Below are 16495 nucleotides of genomic sequence, written 5' to 3' on the forward strand. Positions count from 1 at the left end.
CCCACCCGGTCGCGGTGCAGCCCACCGCCGACGCCGTGCTCGCCGACGTCACCGGCATGCTCCGCACGGTGCTGGCGGAGTACGGCGACGACGACGTGGTGATCGGCCTGTCCACCACCTTCAACCGCGACCTGGAACTGGAGAGCATCGACCTGGTCACCCTCGCCGGACTGCTGGAGGAGCGGTACGGGCAGCGGGTCAACCTCGCCGAGTTCCTGGCCGGCATGGAGTTCGACGAGATCATCGAGCTGACCGTCGGCCGGCTCGTGGAGTACGTGGTGTGGAGCCTGAAGACCACACAGGCGGGCTGACCCATGGCGATGGTCGACGCCCGCGGCATCCGGCTGCACGTCCAGCGCATGGCACCCGCCGGCGACAGCACCCCGCGCGGGACGGTCGTCCTGGTGCACGGGCTGCTCACCGACAGCCTGGCCAGCTACTACTTCACCGTCGCACCCGCCTTCGCCGCGGCCGGACTCGACGTCGTCATGTACGACCTGCGCGGGCACGGACGCAGCGAGCGCCCCCCGGACGGCTACACCCTCGACCACAACATCGACGACCTGGAGGCGCTCCTCGACCGGCTCGCCGTCACCGGCCCGGTCCACCTCGTCGGCAACTCCTACGGCGGCACCATCGCCTTCGGCTTCGCCGCCCGGCACCCGGAGCGAGCGGCCGGCCTGGTGCTGATCGAGTCCGAGCCCGCGACCGCCGCGTGGGCGGCGAAGCTCGGCCGCATCCTGGACCGGGTCATGACCGAACTCGCGCACAACGAGCCCGACGCCGTCGCCTGGATCACCGCCCACCGGGGCCACAACACCGCCCGGCTGGCGAAGGGCGCGGCCCGGCTCGCCCGCGAGACCACCCTCGGCCGGGACATCCCCGCCAGCCGCGTGCTGACCGAGGCCGCCGTCAGAGCCGTACGCTGCCCGGTCCTCGGCGTGTACGGGGGTGAGTCGGACCTCGCCGGCCTGGTGCCGCTGATGCGGGCGCTGCTGACGGACTACCGGGCGGTGGTGCTGCCCGGGTACGAGCACTCGGTGCTGGTGGAGGCGCCCACGGCCGTGGGCGGACACATCCTGGACCTGATCCGCGCCGGGGCGGGTGTCCCATGAGTGCCTTCCTCTTCGTCGTGCCGCCGCTGACCGGGCATGTCAACCCGGCCGTGGGCGTGGCCGCCCGGCTCACCGGGCGGGGCCACCGGGTGGCCTGGGTGTGCGCCGACCCGGCACTGGCGCGGCGGCTCGCGGGCGCGGACGCCGAGGTGTTCGGGTGCGCGGGCCCGGTGCCGGGCGCCGAGGGCGCCGTACGACCGCCGGACCTGAGAGGCGCCGAGGCGCTGAGGTTCCTGTGGGAGGCGTATCTCCTGCCGCTCGCCCGCGCCATGGCGCCCGGTGTCCGCGCCGCGGCCGCGGCGTTCCGTCCGGACGTGGTCGTGGCCGACCAACAGGCCTTCGCCGGCGCCCTGGTGGCGGACGACCTGGGGCTGCCGTGGGCCACCTCGGCCACCACCTCGGCCGAGTTCTCCGGCGCCTACGACGGCCTGCCGAAGGTCGCCGAGTGGCTGCGGGACCGCCTGACCGAACTGCGCGACCGCATCGGCGACCCCTCCGGCACCGCCGACCCGCGGTCCTCACCGCACCTCCTGCTGGTCTTCAGCATCCCCGAACTCATCGGCCCTCAGGCTCCGTTGGCGCCGCACATCCACTACATCGGTCCCTCGCTCACGGGCCGCCCGGCCGGCCCCGGCTTCCCCTGGGAACGACTCGACCAGGCCCGGGCGAAGGTCCTGGTGACCCTGGGCACGGCGAACACCGACGTGGGCGGCCGGTTCCTCGCCGAGTGCCGCACCGCCCTGCGGGCACGCGCCGACCACGTACAGGCGGTGATCGTCGACCCGGGTGGCGCCCTCGGGGCGCCTGCCGACGACAAGGACGTCCTGGTCCTCCCGGCCGTCCCCCAACTCCCCCTGCTGGCGCGGATGGACGCCGTCGTCTGCCATGCCGGACACAACACCGTGTGCGAGGCCCTGTGGCACGGCGTGCCGCTCGTCGTCGCGCCGATCCGTGACGACCAGCCCGTGGTGGCCGGACAGGTCGTGGACGCGGGTGCCGGTGTCCGCCTCCGCTTCGGCCGGGTCCGTGCGGACCGGCTGGGCGCGGCCCTCGACACCGTTCTCACCGACCCCGCCCACCGGGCCGCCGCCGCCCGGATCCGCACCGCGTTCCGTGCGGCGGGCGGCGCCCAGGCCGCGGCGGCCCACCTCGAACGACTCGCAGCGGAGAGCCGATGAGCGATCAGCACGGCAAGAGCCACGAGAACGAGAGCCACGAGAACGAGAGCCACGAGAACGCGAGTGGCAAGGGCAAGCGGGGGAACACCGACGCGGCTCGCATCGCCGCCCTGCGCCCCGCCTACCGAAGGGACCTGGCCGCAGGAACCGGCCGCTTCTTCGCAGCCCCGAGCGAGACCTGCCCCTGGTGCGGCTCGGACCGTCTCGTCACCCGCCTGCGCACCACCGACCTGCTCCAGCACAAGCCCGGCCGCTTCACCCTCGACCGCTGCGCCGGCTGCGACCACACCTTCCAGAACCCCCGGCTGACCGAGGAGGGCCTGGAGTTCTACTACCGCGACTTCTACGACGGCCTCGGTGAACAGCGCATGAGCGGCACCTTCGGCGGCCGTACCGCCATGTACCGGGGCCGCGCCGAAGCCATGGCGGCGCACGACCCCACCCCGAAGGCCTGGCTGGACGTCGGCACCGGGCACGGCCACTTCTGCGCGGCCGCCCGCAGCGTCCTGCCCGGCACCTCCTTCGACGGGCTCGACTTCACCGACGGCGTCGAACTCGCCGCCCGCGAGGGCCGCGTGGACCACGCCTACCGCGGCGCCTTTCCCGCGCTCGCCCCCGAACTCGCCGCCCGCTACGACGTGGTGAGCATGTTCCACTACCTGGAGCACAGCACCGACCCGGACCGCGAACTGCGCGCCGCCCACGAGGCCCTACGCCCCGGCGGCCACCTCCTCATCGAGGTGCCGGACCCGGAGAGCCGCTACGCCCGGCTGCTCGGCCGCTGGTGGCTGCCCTGGCTGCAACCGCAGCACCTGCACTTCATGCCGGTCGCGGGTCTCCGGCGGCGGCTCACCGAGCTGGGCTACACGGTGGTCGCCGAGCAGCACGCCGAAGCGCACGACCCGGTCGACCTGCTCGCCGCCGTCTGGCTGGCCCTGGACCACACCGCCCCGCGCGAGGACGCCCCCTGGCTGCCCGAGCCGCCCGGCGCCGTGCGCCGGGCCGCGCGCACCGCGGTTCTCCTCGCGGGGGTGCCCGCCCTCCTGACCGCGACGCTCCTCGACCGGTTCGCGGTGCGCCCCCTGGCCCAGCGCCTCGGCCTGTGCAACGCCTACCGCCTGGCGGCCCGCCGCGAGTGACCGGGGCTCACAGCACCTTCGCGCGGATGAGTGCCGACAGCAGCAGGGAACCCGGCAGCAGCGGCACCCAGTCGGTCAGCATCCGGTAGCCGATGACCGTCGCCGCGGCCAGTGCCGGCGGGGAGCCGAAGGCGACCAGCGTCCACCCCAGCGCCGCGTCCACCGCGAGCCCGCCCGGCGCCGGCACCGCCCCGACGGCCGTGCCGGCCGCGAGATAGGCGAGCACCACGTGCGTCCAGGGCAGCTCCAGGCCGAGCGCGGCACCGACACAGGCGAGGGTGGTCCCCTGCACCAGCGGCATCGCGACCGCGCCGCCCCACAGCGCGACCACCCGGGCGGGCCGGGTGTGCACCTCCCGCGCATCGGCGAGGGCGGTGCGCAGCAGCCCGGTCACCGGCCGCCAGAGCGGTCGTACGACCCTCAGCAGCACCCCGGCCACCGCGACGACCCCGCCTGTGACACAGACGACCGGCACCACCGTCCGCCCGTCCGGCACCAGATCGCCCAGTCGCCGCCAGGCCGGTGACGCCGCCAGGAACACCAGCAGCACCACGGTCTTCGCCCCGGACTTGGCCACCGAGTACAGCCCGATCGACGCGGTGGCCCGGGCGGCCGGCACCCCGCGGCCCCGCAGGAAGCGCAGCGTGACGGCATGGGCGCCGAGCCCGCCCGGCAGCACGTGGTTGGCGGCACCGGCCGCGAACTGCGAGGCGAGCAGCAGTCCGGGTGGCAGGCGGTCCGGCAGGGCGCCCTGCCGGACACACGAGGCCGCCACACAGTTCAGGACCGTGAGGCCGGCCCCGGCCAGCAGCCACCACGGGTCGGCCGCGAGGAGCCGCCGGACGCCCTCGTACATCACCGGCCGGTTGACGACGGCCCAGCCGCCGGCCAGCAGCAGCGGAGCCAGGCACAGGACGAGCCGTAGGCGCCGGGCCCCCAGGGGGGACGGGGGCCGGGCGGCGGTCCGCGGGCCGGTTCCCGGCGGATCACCGGAGTCGGCGGACCCGGCGGCCGGGGGAGCCGCGGTCCGGGAGCGCGGCGGAGGGGACGGGGACACTGAGGGCACGGGGACGTCGTCCTTCCGCAGCGGGCCCCGCGGCGGGGGCCTGGGGGAGGCGGGTCGGGCGAAACCGCGGGGGAGCTTTCCCCTCCCGTGTGACACCGGGGTGTCCGGAAGCCGAAGGAGCGAGGGCGGGACGGTGCCGCCGGGCGGGTGCGCGCGGGCCTCCGTTCACCGCCGACCAGGTAGCCTTCCCTTGGGGCGCGCTTTACATGCGGCGCCCTGGAAGAGCAGGACGGCGACAGGGGAGGAACCGGCGGTGCACGTCCAGGAATGGCTCGACTCGGTGCCCGCGGCAGCTGTGTACGCCGTGGTGGCCCTGGTGATCGGTCTGGAGAGCCTGGGCATCCCGCTGCCGGGCGAGATCGTTCTGGTCTCGGCGGCGCTCATGTCCTCCCAGCACTCCGGCATCAACCCGATCGTCCTCGGCGCCTGTGCCACCGCCGGTGCCGTGATCGGCGACTCGATCGGCTACGCCATCGGCCGCAAGGGCGGCCGCCCGCTGCTGGCCTGGCTGGGCAGGAAGTTCCCGAGGCACTTCGGTGAGGGCCATGTGGCCACCGCCGAGCGGTCGTTCGAGAAGTGGGGCATGTGGGCCGTGTTCTTCGGCCGCTTCATCGCCCTCCTGCGCATCTTCGCGGGCCCCCTCGCGGGCGTCCTCCACATGCCGTACTGGAAGTTCCTGATCGCCAACGTCCTCGGGGGCATCTGCTGGGCGGGCGGCACCACGGCCGTCATCTACTACGTGGGCGTGGTGGCCGAGGACTGGCTGAAGAAGTTCTCCTACGTGGGCCTCGCGGCGGCGGTCCTGGTCGGCCTGGCCTCCGTGCTGCTCGTCAAGCGCAAGGCGAAGAAGGCCCAGCAGCAGGACCGGGAAGCAGAACCCGTCGGCGCCGGGGAGTAGCAGGCGCCCCGGAAGGGGCGGGGCCGTGTCGGTGTGCGGCCGCGCCGCGGGGGCGCGAGCAACCCGCACCCGCGCGCGCCGGACGGCCTACTCATGCACCCCGCGGTGCGCCTTGGCCAGCTCCGCGTACATGGTGCCGTTGAGAGTCACCCCCTGCTTCTCCTCCTCACTCAGCTCCCGCCGCACCTTCGCCGGCACCCCCGCCACCAGCGACCCCGGCGGCACCACCATCCCCTGCGGCACCAGAGCCTGCGCGGCGACCAGCGACCCGGCCCCGATCACGGCCCCGTTCAGCACGGTGGCCCCCATCCCGATCAGGCAGTCGTCCTCCACGGTCGCCCCGTGCACGACGGCGTTGTGCCCGATGGACACCCGCTCGCCCACGCTCACCGGGAACCCGGGATCGGCGTGCAGGGTGACGTTGTCCTGCACGTTCGCCTGCGCACCCACGGTGATCTTCTCGACGTCCCCGCGCACCACCGCGCCGTACCAGACACTGGCCCCCGCGTGCAGCGTGACATCGCCGATGACCGAGGCCGTGGGGGCCACGAACGCCTCCGGACCGATGTGCGGCTCCTTGCCCCCGATACCCACGATCAGCGCCTGCTGCGTCATCACCGTCTCCTCCATCCGTAAGTACCCGCACGGTACGACACGGCGTGGGGCAAAGATCACAGCAGCCCACCCTCTCGCCGGGGACAACCGGTGAGTAACGTGACCCCGTGCCGAAGCCCAAGAACACGTTCTCATCCTGGCGTCGCCGTGTGGCGCAGCGCATGGTGCACGCGGCCTGGGCCTGGGCGCAGCGCGCGGGCTCCGTCACCGCCGACCGCCCCGGCCGCCTGAACTTCGGCTCGATCGGCGAGGCCACCCAGCTCGCCTTCCCGCTCGGCACGGTCTTCGGCGAACCCTGGATCCACCTGGGCTCGTACTGCATCATCGCCGAGCAGGTCACGCTGACCGCCGGTCTGATGCCGGACCTGGACCTCGGCCCGGACCCGATCCTGCGCATCGGCGACGGCGTGGTGCTCGGCCGCGGCAGCCATGTCATCGCGGACACGACGGTCACCATCGGCAGCGACTGCTACTTCGGCCCGTACGTCTACGTCACCTCCACCAACCACTCCTACGACGACCCGCACCAGCCCATCGGCAGGCAGTGGCCCCGCATGGAGCCCGTGGAGATCGGCCCGGGCTGCTGGATCGGCACCGGCGCGGTGATCCTGCCGGGCGCGCGGATCGGCCGGAACGTGGTCGTCGCGGCCGGTGCCGTGGTCCGCGGCACGGTGCCCGATCACGCCGTGGTCGCCGGGGCGCCGGCCCGGGTCGTCCGGCGCTGGACACCCGAGCAGGGCTGGCAGCCGCCCCTCAGGACCCCGGCACCCGTGCCGATCCCGGACGGGATGACACCGGAGCAGCTGCGGGCCCTGGCGGAGCTGGACGAGGACGGGGTGGCCCGGCTCGCGGAACTGGAGACCGAGGGCTGACTCAGCCGGTCGCCAGCAGCAGTGTGCCGACCAGTGCCAGGCCCGCGCCCGCCGCCTGGATCGCGCGCAGCCGCTCGCTGAGGAAACCGCGCGCCGCCAGCGCGGTCACCACCGGATACAGCGAGGCGAGCACGGCCGCCACGGTGACCGGACCGTGCTGGGCGGCGATGGCGTAGGTGCCGTTGGCGGCCACGTCGGCGAGCCCGACGAAGGCCAGCGCGGGCAGGGAGGCCCAGGGGAAGCCGCCCTCCGGCAGCGCACGGCCGCCGCGCCGGACGGAGACGGCGAGTGCCGCGCCGCCCACCGCGACGTTCGTCAGCCGCTGCACGAACAGGGCCAGGAAGAGGCCGGTGACGTTCGTCGACGCCTCCGTGATCAGGGCGAACACCGTGCCGAAGCCCAGGGCCGCGACCAGCGTGAGCAGGATGGTGCGCCGTTGTACGGCCGCGCCGCGCAGCTGGGGGCCGCCCGCGAGGACGACACCGGTGACGGCGACCGCGATGCCCGCGACCTGGAGCAGCCCGGGCCGCTCGCCGAGGACCAGCCCGACGCCGACCGGCACGGCCACGCTCAGCGTCGCGAGCGGCGAGACGACCCCCATGGGGCCGAGCGCGAGGGCCTGGTAGAAGGAGAGCAGGGCGACCGGTCCGACGAGGCCCGCGGCGAACGCGAACCACAGACGGGGTCCGGCCTCGCCCCACGCGCCCGTCGCGACGACGATCGCGCCCAGCACCGCCGCCGCGACGGCCTGCGAGACCACCACGACCGTCAGCGCGGGCGTCCGTCGTGTCAGCAGCCCGCCGCCGAAGTCGGCCAGCCCCCACAGGAGGCTGGTGGTCAGGGCGAAGAATGCTGTCACGGCCGGCCTCGCAGTACAGTTCGATGAACGATCAGGTACAGCCCACCGTAGTTCAGTTCAGTGAACCCTGTCATCCCATATATTGAACCCTCATCGATGGACGTGATGTGTCGGACCTCGACCTGCTGACCCAGTCACTGGCGCGCAACGTCAAGCGCTGGCGCACCGAGCGCGGCTTCACCCTGGACGCGCTCGCCGCACGCGCGGGAGTCAGCCGCGGCATGCTCATCCAGATCGAGCAGGCCCGGACGAACCCCAGCATCGGCACCGTCGTCAAGATCGGCGACGCGCTCGGCATCAGCATCACCACCCTGCTCGACTACGCGCAGGGTCCCGCCGTCCGCATCGTCCCCGCCGAGCAGGCCGTACGGCTGTGGCACACCGACGCCGGCAGCTACAACCGCCTCCTGGCCGGCACGGAGGCACCCGGTCCGCTGGAGATGTGGGACTGGCGCCTGATGCCCGGCGAGCAGAGCCCCTCCGAGCCGCACCCGGTGGGCACGGTCGAACTCGTCCACGTCACCGCCGGAGAGCTGACCCTCACCGTGGACGGCGTCAAACACCTCGTGCCGACCGGTGCGAGCGCCACGTTCGAGGCGAGCACCTCGCACACGTACGGCAACGAGGGCGACGTCCCGATGGAGATGGTGATGGCCGTCTCGGTGCCGCCGGTACGCTGAACCGCGCCCCGGCGGGGCGGCACCAGAACGGTGGAGCAGTTGCGCCAGGAGGCAGCCGTCGTCGCACCGCCCTGTGTCCTCGTCGGCAGCGGACGGCGGCGTGGCAGGCTGCGGGTCCCCGGCGAGGCCCTCGCGGAACTCCCCGGCGCGGTGGTGCTGGAGGGCCTCGGCGCCGGCCGAGCCGTGCGGTCCGCGGGGCAGGACCCCTTACGCCGTCAGATGGTGGGCCAGCGCCAGATGCGGATCCCGCTCGCCCGGCGCCGGCGCCGGGTCGGCGTGGACCAGGGCGGCCGTCAGCCTCGGTACGGCGTGCAGCAGGGCGTGTTCGGCGTCGACGGCGATCGCGTGCGCCTGCCGGAGCGTCGCCTCGCCGTCCACCACCACCGAGAGTTCGGCCCGCAGCCGGTGTCCGATCCAGCGCAGCCGCAGCTCACCCACCTCACGCACGCCCGGCACCGCCCGCACCGCCCGCTCGGCCCGGTCCACCAGCGCCGGATCGACGGCGTCCAGCATCCGCCGGAACACCTCCCGCGCCGCGTCCCGCAGCACCAGGACGATCGCCGCGGTGATCACCAGCCCCACGACCGGGTCGGCCGCCCGCCAGCCCAGGGCCGACCCTCCGGCACCCACCAGCACCGCCAGCGAGGTGAAACCGTCGGTACGCGCGTGCAGCCCGTCGGCGACGAGCGCGGCCGAACCGATCTCCCTGCCCACCCGGATCCGGTACCGGGCCACCCACTCGTTGCCGGCGAACCCGACCAGCGCGGCCACCGCGACCGCCGGCAGGTGCGTCACCGGGCGCGGATCGAGCAGCCGCGCCACGGCGGCCCAGGCCGCGAAGGCCGCCGAGGCGGCGATGGTCAGCACGATGACCAGCCCCGCGAGATCTTCGGCACGCCCGTAGCCGTAGGTGAACCGCCGGGTCGCCGCCCGCCGGCCCAGCACGAAGGCGATGCCGAGCGGTAGGGCGGTCAGCGCGTCGGCGGCGTTGTGCACGCTGTCCCCGAGCAGCGCCACCGACCCGGACACGGCCACCACGGCCGCCTGCGTCAGCGCCGTCGCCCCGAGTGCGGCCAGCGACACCCACAGCGCCCGCATCCCCCGCGCCGAGGCCTCCATGGCCGGGTCCAGCCGTTCGGCGCTGTCGTGGGAGTGCGGGGTGAGCAGATGCGCGAGGCGGTGCCGGAGGCCGGCGGTGCCGGTGCGGCCTTCGTGGTGGGCGTGGCCGTGGGCGGGGCCGTGCTCGGGTCTGTGGTCATGGGCAGGTCCGTGCCGATGAGGGTGCCGGTCGCTCACGGGGATCCCCTTCCGGTGTGCGGAGTGGACGCATGGCGCCCACCGGACCATTATGTGCGTATGAGCGCACGCATGCACCTGTCACCTGCGCACCATGCGCACCCGCGCAGCCCGGGCGAGGAACAGTTCGCGCTCGCCGCCGAGCTGATGGCCCTGCTCGGCGACCGCACCCGCCTCGCCCTGCTGTACGCCCTGTCGGCCGGCGAGGCCGACGTCACGACGCTCACCGATGCCTGCGGCGCGGCCCGCCCCGCCGTCAGCCAGCACCTCGCCCGGCTGCGGCTCGCGGGCCTGGTGAAGACCCGCAAGGAGGGCCGCCGGGTGATCTACTCACTGCCGCACGGACACCTGCGCCGGCTGGTCGAGGAGGCACTGAAGACGGCGGACCACCACCTCGCCGAAGGGCGCACGGGCAGTCAGTAGGCGGCCGCCGTGCCGAGGTACTGCTCGGCGAAGGCCGCCGCCGCGGTCGGCGAGGTGAACAGCCGGCGCAGCCTGGCCAGGGTGGTGCCGGCGCGGAACGGGTCGCCCGACGCGACGCCGTGGTAGATGTCCGACAGCCACTGTGAGAACTCCTGGTAGTCCCACACCCGGCGCAGACACGCCGCCGAGTAGCCGTCCAGCGGGCCGTGGTCGCCCCGCGTGACGTACGCGGTGAGCGCGTCGCCCAGCAGGAAGGCGTCGTGCAGGGCGAGGTTCATGCCCTTCGCCGCGATGGGCGCGACCAGGTGACCGGCGTCCCCGGCCAGGAACAGCCGCCCGTGGGCGACGGGTTCCACGACGTAGTGGTGCATGTCCAGAACGCGCTTCTCGATCAGCCGGCCCTCGGTCAGAGCGGGCGCTCCGGCCGCGGCGAGCCGCTCGCGCAGCTCGGTCCAGACCCGCTCGTGCGGCCAGTTCCGGGGATCGTCGCCGGGCGGGCACTGCAGGTAGAAGCGGGTCATCTCGGGGCCGCGGGGCATCTGCCCGGCGAAACCGCGCGGGTGGACGCCGAAGAGGACGCAGTCCGTGGAGGGCGGTACCTTTGCGAGCAGCGCCAGCCAGCCGATACCGTCGTCCTGCCGGGCGATCCGCCTGTGCTGCGGGGGTATCGCGTCCCGCGTCACCCCGCGTGCCCCGTCGCAGCCCGCGACGAAGTCGCAGCGCAGCCGCCGCCGCTCACCCGTGTCCGGGCACCGGTACGAGACCGCCGGCCGGTCCGAGTCCAGGTCGTGCAGCCGTACGTCACGCACCCCGAAGCGGATGTCGCCGCCGCGCACGTCGGCGTACTCCCGCACCAGGTCGGTCACCAGCCGGGGCTGTGGGTAGACGTAGTGGTGACCGCCGGTCAGGTCGGCGTAGGCGAAGCGGTGTCGCTCGCCCTCGAAGCGGAACTCGCAGGCGCTGTGCGACTCGGCCCGCTCGGGCAGCCGCTCGGACAGCGCGCGCCGGTCGAGCTCGCGCACCGCCCACTCCTCCAGGACACCGGCCCGGGGCCGCGTCTCGATGAACTGCCTGCTCTCGGTCTCCAGGACGACACAGTCGACGGAGGCGGCCCGCAGGATGCCGCCGACGGTGAGTCCGGCGGGTCCGGCGCCCACGACGACGACCGTACGGCGTTCCTCGGGCGCGGAGCCGGGGTGGGGGGAAGGGAAGATCACCCCCGCATTATGACGGTGTCCCGTCAGCCATGGCTCTGCTGACGGGACACCTGGTGGGGGAGTGGCTCAGTGGGCCGGGGCGTCGGTGACGACGACCTCCTCGATGTCGCGCTCGATCTGCTCGGGCTTGGAGGCGGTCGCCTTGGCCCAGTAGTAGACGCCGAGCGAGAACACCGCGACGACCAGGATGTCCCACCACAGCGGCAGGTCACCGGTACCACCGAAGGTGCTCAGGTAGGACATCACACCGATGCCCGCCAGGTAGGGGAGCAGCCACTGCGCGGCCTTGAAGTCCAGCCGAGGCGCGTTGGGCAGGTTCTTGCGGATCGCGTACCAGGCGTACGAGCCGAGCAGCACGTAGCCGATCAGGATCGCGAAGCCCAGGCGCCACAGGGTGTCCCAGCCGGACCAGAAGATGATCAGGTTGGCGACCACGAAGGACAGCGGCGAGATGACCTTGCCGAAGGGCAGGCGGTACGGACGCTCGTGGTTCGGCAGCCGGTCGGCGAAGACGCCGTAGGCCAGCGGGGCGCCCGCGTACATCAGCACGCTCGCCGAGGTGATGAAGCTGACCAGCGTCTGCCAGCTCGGGAACGGCAGGAAGCAGATCACACCGGTCACGAACGAGATCGCGAGACCGAACCACGGCACACCGCGCTTGTCCGTCTTGGCGAACACCTTCGGCGCGTAGCCGTTCTTGGCCAGGCCGTAGGAGATGCGGGAGGTGGCGGTGGTGTAGATCAGGCCGGTGCCACCGGGGGAGATGATCGCGTCGGCGTACAGGACCCAGGCCAGCCAGCCCAGGCCGACCAGCGAGGCGAGACCCGCCCAGGGGCCGCTGATGCCGGCGTAGGCCAGGTTCGCCCAGCCCTTCGCGAAGGAGGCGTGCGGCAGGGCGGCGATGAACACGACCTGGAGCAGGACGTAGATCACGGCGCCGATGGCGACCGAGCCGAGCGTGGCGCGCGGCAGGTCACGCTTCGGGTTGCGGCTCTCGCCGGCCAGCTGGATCGCCTGCTCGAAGCCGAGCAGCGCGAAGATGATGCCGCTGGAGCTGATCGCGGTGAGGACACCCTTGGCGCCCATCGGCGCGAAGCCCTCGGAGGTGAAGTTGGCCGGGTGGAAGTTGCCGATCGCGATGATGAAGATCGCCGCGAGCGGGACCGCGATCTTCCACCAGGTGGCGGCGCTGTTGGTGTGGGCCAGGACGCGGACGCCGAGGAAGTTGACCGCGACGAACACGGCCATGAGGATCACCGCGACGGTGATGCCGCTGGCCGTCAACGTGCCGTTGGCGTTCTGCAGCCCGTCGGCGAAGTGCCAGTGCTTGGCATAGCCGATCATGGCCTCGACCTCGATCGGCGCCACGGTCGCGGCCTGGAGCCAGGAGAACCAGCCGAAGGACATGCCGGCGAGGCCGCCGAACGCGTAGTGCGGGTAGCGCGCGGTGCCGCCCGCCACCGGGAACATGCCGCCGAGCTCGGCGTGCACCAGGGCGAGCAGCACGATGGCCACCGCGCCGATCACCCACGAGATGATCGCGGCGGGACCGGCCACCGTGACTGCTTTCTCGGCACCGAAGAGCCAGCCGGAGCCGATGATGGAGCCCACCGAGGCCCACATCAGACCGATGAGTCCGACGTCGCGGCGCAGACCACCACCGGTGTCGCTTGTGGCTACCGGCGCAGCCTGGTCGACATTCGCCATGTCAAGTGGCCTCTCAGATCGTAAACGCAGGATTAACGAGCAAGGAGGCCACAGGCTAGGGACGCTTTCCTCGTCAGCAAAAGAGTGTTAACCAAAACTTGACCTGGGATCTTAGGTGTCTTGGGCGCACTCACAGTCACGGTCTTGTCACAGGTCAGACGGGTTTACGAATGTCAATATTCAGCGGCCAATTGTGAGTAGAAGGAGAGATTCGCTAGCTGAGAAGGGGAATTTCGATCGCCGGGCAGCGGTCCATGACCATGTCCAGACCGGCCGTCCGGGTCCGCTCGTAGGCGGCCGGGTCCACGACGCCGAGCTGGAACCACACCGCTCGCGCGCCCTTCGCCACGGCCTCGTCGGCCACCGCGCCGGCCAGCTCGCCGTTGACGAAGACGTCTACCACGTCGACGTCGAAGGGGATGTCGGCGAGGGAGGCGTACCCCTGTTCGCCGTGCACCGTCTCGGCCTGGGGGTGGACCGGCACGATCCGCTTGCCGAACCGCTGCAGCACCTGCGCCACCCCGTACGCGGCCCGGCTCCGGTTGGTGGACAGGCCGACCACCGCCCAGGTGTCGCCCAGCTGGGTCAGGATCCTGCGGATCGTCGCCTCGTCGCCGTACACGGCCGCCTCCTCGGTCTGCGGGGAACTGTTCGCCTGGGCAACAGCACCCACGCGGGTCCGGATTCCCGTCCCTTAGCCGCCACCATGTCCGGAATCGGCGCAAGGTGCCTGCGCAGGGCCGCTCGCCCGCCTACGCTCGCCCCGTGCTGCGCATCCTCGACGCCCGAACCGGTGAGCCCGTCCCCGCCGCGCCCGCCCGCCGCGGCCTGACCCGCATCGAGGCCTACGCCTCCGGCCTCGACCCGACCGCCCTGCGGGTGCTGCTCACCGCCGACCTCCTCGTGCGCGCCCTGGAACTGTCCGGCACGCCCGTCTGGACGATCCTCACGGCCCCGCACCGCCAGGCCGAACTCCGCGCAGCCGCGACCACCCTGTCCATCCGCCCCTTCGAGGACGGGCGCGACCTGGCGTCCGGCCTGGGGGAGGCGCAGGCGATCCATGTGACACCCGAGGGCGCGGATGTCCTCGGCGCCGGTCCGGTGATGCTGGTGGCGCCGGTGCGGTGGCGGGAGGGACCGGCCGACGGCCCGGCGCCGGCCGGGGCGCCCACAAGCGGTGGGGCGGAGCCGCCGGGGGGCGCCGGCGGCACGGGCCCGGGCGTCCCGGACGGTACGGCGCCGGGCGCCTCGGGGGCCGGGACCGCCCCCGGCCGCACTCCCGGGCCCGCGGCGCACCCCGCGTTCCCGGTGCTGCTCGCCGACCCCGCCGCCCTCCGGCTCGCCCTGTGCTCCGTCCCGCGCGGGGAAGCCGTCCGGCTGGACTCCGCCGTGCTGGGCGAGGCCGCCGCGCGGCTGGCGCGATGGCGGCGGGCCGTGGCCGGGTGGGCCCGGCAGCCGTCGCGGCCGGTGCCCGACGAGGTGCGGGCACGGCTGCGCGCCGCGTGGGAGGACGATCTCGACCTGCCCGGGGTGCTGGACGTGCTGCGGTCCGTGGAGAGCGCCCCGGACCTGCCCGACGGGGCCCGCTTCGAGACGTACGTCTACGCCGACCGCCTGCTGGCCCTGGACCTCGCCCGCGACCTCGGGAGCCTCGCGTGATCGCGCGGGCGGGCACGGGCCCGCTGCGCCGGCTGGTCGTGCTGCGGCACGCCAAGTCCGCCTGGCCCGACGGCGTCGAGGACCACCGCAGGCCGCTCGGACCGCGCGGCCTGCGGGACGCCCCGGCCGCCGGGCGCGCCCTCGCCGACGCCGACTGCCTGCCCGACCTCGCCCTGTGCTCCACGGCCGTACGCGCCCGCCGCACCTGGGAGCTGGCCTCCGCGGAGTGGGGCACTCCGCCGCCGGTGCGCTACGACCGGCGGCTGTACGCGGCCGGCGTGCCCGAGCTGCTGGAGGCGGTCCGCGAGGCGCCGCCCGAGGTGGAGACGCTGCTGGTGGTGGGGCACAACCCCGGGCTGCAGGAACTGGTGCTGGAGCTGGCCGGGGACGGTCTGGACGACACGCTGGACCGGGTGCGGACGAAGTTCCCCACGTCCGCGATCGCCGTCCTGTCCTGGTACGGTCCCGGCTGGCCGGCCCTCGGCCCCGGCGTGGCCCTCCTGACATCGCTCACCGTGCCCCGCGGGCGGAAGGAGTAGCTCCCCGGCCCGGCGCACCCCGCGGAGCGCATAGGCTGACGGGATGCAGGACGAGTACCGCACAGTCGCCCACGCGGGCGTGCACGAGATCGAGATCAACCGCTCCCGCTTCCTGTGCGCCCTCGCCCCCGCCGCCACCGAGCAGGAGGCACAGGACTTCATCGCCTCCGTGCGCAAGGAGCACGCGGACGCCACCCACAACTGCTGGGCGTACGTCATCGGCGCCGACGCCTCCGTGCAGAAGGCCAGCGACGACGGCGAACCGGGCGGCACCGCCGGTGTGCCCATGCTCCAGATGCTGCTGCGCCGTGACATGCGTTACGTCGTCGCGGTCGTCACCCGCTACTACGGAGGCGTCAAGCTCGGTGCCGGCGGGCTCATCCGGGCCTACGGCGGCGCCGTCGGCGAGGCCCTCGACACACTTGGCACGCTCACCCGCCGCCGCTTCCGGCTGGCCACGGTGACCGTCGACCACCAGCGCGCGGGCAAGGTCCAGAACGACCTGCGCGCCACCGGACGCGAGGTCCGCGACGTCCGTTACGGCGAGGCCGTCACCCTCGAGATCGGCCTGCCGGACGCCGACGTGGACGCCTTCCGCGGATGGCTCGCCGGTGTGACGGCGGGCACAGCGGACTTCGAACTGGGCGCAGAAGCCTACGGAGATGCCTGACACTTCGCCCTAGTCGGGAGCGGGTCCGGGAGCGGGTTGGCTCGTCGTGACCGCCTTCTGCGCGGGTTCTGGGAAGCGGTGAGGGTGCCCCACTGCGCACGTACCGCGGTGTACGCGGTGACGGCGGTCGCCTGCCTGCTCAGCCTCGTCGCGGGTTTCGTGCGCACCCGGCGCGCACCGATGGAGATCCCCACCCCGCGACGGGCCTGGCGGGAGCACCGTTCCCGGCAGCGCGGGAACGCCGCTTCGGCCGGTTGCGCGAGCAGGAGGAACGGGTCGAGGCCGCCCGACCGCTTCCGCCCCGGCAACCGGGCCGAGCGCCGCCACGGACGCCACATGAGCGCGAGCCCGGCCGGTTGACCAACCCGTCTGTCTCGCCGCCCAGTTGACCGGCTCGCGCGGCCCGGCGTACGCACGTCAGCGCTGCAGGGTGAGGACGCCCGGCCGCCACGGCAGTTGGTCGTAGGGGCCGGTCGCGGTGGGGGACTTGCCCTGGTAGAGGAGCTGCAGGTGGCAGGGGTCGATGGTCATGGTCTGGTCGGGGTTGGTGCGGACCAGGTCG

20 protein-coding genes and 1 pseudogene are annotated in these 16495 nt (G+C 73.4%); 13 read left to right on the top strand and 8 right to left on the bottom strand.

The features are described from left to right. The first annotated feature begins 14 nt into the window (after positions 1 to 14). From IE244_RS38375 to IE244_RS38390, 4 genes are all read left to right on the top strand, one after another. Positions 15 to 311 (top strand): acyl carrier protein, encoded by a 297-nt coding sequence (locus IE244_RS38375; protein WP_191878222.1) that lies wholly within the window; start codon positions 15 to 17, stop codon positions 309 to 311. A gap of 3 nt (positions 312 to 314) precedes the next feature. Then, positions 315 to 1115: an alpha/beta fold hydrolase gene (locus tag IE244_RS38380; RefSeq protein WP_191878203.1), complete on the top strand. Its 801-nt coding sequence runs from the start codon at positions 315 to 317 to the stop codon at positions 1113 to 1115. Continuing rightward, the gene (locus tag IE244_RS38385; protein ID WP_191878204.1) at positions 1112 to 2293 is read left to right on the top strand and encodes a glycosyltransferase; all 1182 of its coding nucleotides are present in this window, start codon (positions 1112 to 1114) and stop codon (positions 2291 to 2293) included. The genes IE244_RS38380 and IE244_RS38385 overlap by 4 nt, the downstream gene beginning before the upstream one ends. Before the next feature lie 101 nt (positions 2294 to 2394). Beyond that, positions 2395 to 3432: a class I SAM-dependent methyltransferase gene (locus IE244_RS38390; RefSeq protein ID WP_373305828.1), complete on the top strand. Its 1038-nt coding sequence runs from the start codon at positions 2395 to 2397 to the stop codon at positions 3430 to 3432. 7 nt (positions 3433 to 3439) lie between these two features. On the opposite strand, the gene IE244_RS38395 is transcribed toward IE244_RS38390, so the two are convergent. Continuing rightward, positions 3440 to 4498 (bottom strand): lysylphosphatidylglycerol synthase transmembrane domain-containing protein, encoded by a 1059-nt coding sequence (locus tag IE244_RS38395; protein ID WP_191878206.1) that lies wholly within the window; start codon positions 4496 to 4498, stop codon positions 3440 to 3442. Between the two features lie 253 nt (positions 4499 to 4751). Here IE244_RS38395 and IE244_RS38400 point away from each other — a divergent pair, with 253 nt between their 5' ends. Beyond that, positions 4752 to 5396, top strand: coding sequence for a DedA family protein (locus IE244_RS38400; protein ID WP_191878207.1), 645 nt, complete (start codon positions 4752 to 4754; stop codon positions 5394 to 5396). A gap of 87 nt (positions 5397 to 5483) precedes the next feature. Here IE244_RS38400 and IE244_RS38405 read toward each other — a convergent pair whose 3' ends face one another. Then, positions 5484 to 6011: a gamma carbonic anhydrase family protein gene (locus IE244_RS38405; RefSeq protein WP_191878208.1), complete on the bottom strand. Its 528-nt coding sequence runs from the start codon at positions 6009 to 6011 to the stop codon at positions 5484 to 5486. Positions 6012 to 6118: 107 nt separating this feature from the next. On the opposite strand from IE244_RS38405, the gene IE244_RS38410 reads away from it, so the two are divergent. Further along, complete coding sequence (locus IE244_RS38410) at positions 6119 to 6883, top strand: acyltransferase (RefSeq protein ID WP_191878209.1); 765 nt, start codon at positions 6119 to 6121, stop codon at positions 6881 to 6883. Position 6884: 1 nt separating this feature from the next. Here the strand turns inward: IE244_RS38410 and IE244_RS38415 are convergent, their stop codons facing one another. Continuing rightward, entirely contained in the window at positions 6885 to 7742 is an 858-nt protein-coding gene (locus tag IE244_RS38415) for a DMT family transporter (RefSeq protein ID WP_191878210.1), read from the bottom strand. 107 nt (positions 7743 to 7849) lie between these two features. On the opposite strand from IE244_RS38415, the gene IE244_RS38420 reads away from it, so the two are divergent. Both IE244_RS38420 and IE244_RS43435 read left to right on the top strand, forming a co-directional pair. Next, on the top strand, positions 7850 to 8422 hold the full coding sequence (locus tag IE244_RS38420; protein ID WP_191878211.1) for an XRE family transcriptional regulator: 573 nt from the start codon (positions 7850 to 7852) through the stop codon (positions 8420 to 8422). A 48-nt stretch (positions 8423 to 8470) separates the two neighbouring features. Further along, positions 8471 to 8593 (top strand): annotated as a pseudogene (locus tag IE244_RS43435) (YbaK/EbsC family protein); the annotation flags it as partial. 36 nt (positions 8594 to 8629) lie between these two features. Here the strand turns inward: IE244_RS43435 and IE244_RS38425 are convergent. Then, the gene (locus IE244_RS38425) at positions 8630 to 9718 is read right to left on the bottom strand and encodes a cation diffusion facilitator family transporter (protein ID WP_191878212.1); all 1089 of its coding nucleotides are present in this window, start codon (positions 9716 to 9718) and stop codon (positions 8630 to 8632) included. Positions 9719 to 9778: 60 nt separating this feature from the next. On the opposite strand from IE244_RS38425, the gene IE244_RS38430 reads away from it, so the two are divergent. Then, positions 9779 to 10141: an ArsR/SmtB family transcription factor gene (locus IE244_RS38430; RefSeq protein ID WP_229854704.1), complete on the top strand. Its 363-nt coding sequence runs from the start codon at positions 9779 to 9781 to the stop codon at positions 10139 to 10141. On the opposite strand, the gene IE244_RS38435 is transcribed toward IE244_RS38430, so the two are convergent. The 3 genes from IE244_RS38435 to IE244_RS38445 form a co-directional block, all read right to left on the bottom strand. Next, complete coding sequence (locus tag IE244_RS38435) at positions 10135 to 11358, bottom strand: 4-hydroxybenzoate 3-monooxygenase (protein ID WP_191878213.1); 1224 nt, start codon at positions 11356 to 11358, stop codon at positions 10135 to 10137. The two genes, IE244_RS38430 and IE244_RS38435, sit on opposite strands and share 7 nt — an antisense overlap. Positions 11359 to 11424: 66 nt before the next feature. Further along, a complete protein-coding gene (locus IE244_RS38440) occupies positions 11425 to 13065 on the bottom strand; it encodes an APC family permease (protein WP_191878214.1) in 1641 nt (546 codons plus the stop codon). A gap of 214 nt (positions 13066 to 13279) precedes the next feature. After that, positions 13280 to 13687, bottom strand: coding sequence for a CoA-binding protein (locus IE244_RS38445; RefSeq protein ID WP_191878224.1), 408 nt, complete (start codon positions 13685 to 13687; stop codon positions 13280 to 13282). A gap of 143 nt (positions 13688 to 13830) precedes the next feature. On the opposite strand from IE244_RS38445, the gene IE244_RS38450 reads away from it, so the two are divergent. The 4 genes from IE244_RS38450 to IE244_RS38465 all read left to right on the top strand — a co-directional run bounded on the left by IE244_RS38450 (position 13831) and on the right by IE244_RS38465 (position 16293). Then, entirely contained in the window at positions 13831 to 14724 is an 894-nt protein-coding gene (locus IE244_RS38450) for a hypothetical protein (RefSeq protein WP_191878215.1), read from the top strand. Continuing rightward, positions 14721 to 15263, top strand: coding sequence for a SixA phosphatase family protein (locus IE244_RS38455; RefSeq protein ID WP_191878216.1), 543 nt, complete (start codon positions 14721 to 14723; stop codon positions 15261 to 15263). The genes IE244_RS38450 and IE244_RS38455 overlap by 4 nt, the downstream gene beginning before the upstream one ends. Before the next feature lie 43 nt (positions 15264 to 15306). Further along, positions 15307 to 15933, top strand: a complete 627-nt coding sequence (locus tag IE244_RS38460; protein ID WP_191878217.1) for a YigZ family protein — start codon at positions 15307 to 15309, stop codon at positions 15931 to 15933. Positions 15934 to 16017: 84 nt separating this feature from the next. Continuing rightward, positions 16018 to 16293 (top strand): hypothetical protein, encoded by a 276-nt coding sequence (locus IE244_RS38465; RefSeq protein WP_191878218.1) that lies wholly within the window; start codon positions 16018 to 16020, stop codon positions 16291 to 16293. Between the two features lie 57 nt (positions 16294 to 16350). Here IE244_RS38465 and IE244_RS38470 read toward each other — a convergent pair. Next, the coding region (locus IE244_RS38470; RefSeq protein WP_506005183.1) for a non-reducing end alpha-L-arabinofuranosidase family hydrolase at positions 16351 to 16495 on the bottom strand (145 nt) is incomplete at its 5' end.

The sequence above is a fragment of the Streptomyces filipinensis genome (genome assembly GCF_014649495.1).
GTDB classification, from domain to species: Bacteria; Actinomycetota; Actinomycetes; order Streptomycetales; family Streptomycetaceae; genus Streptomyces; species Streptomyces filipinensis.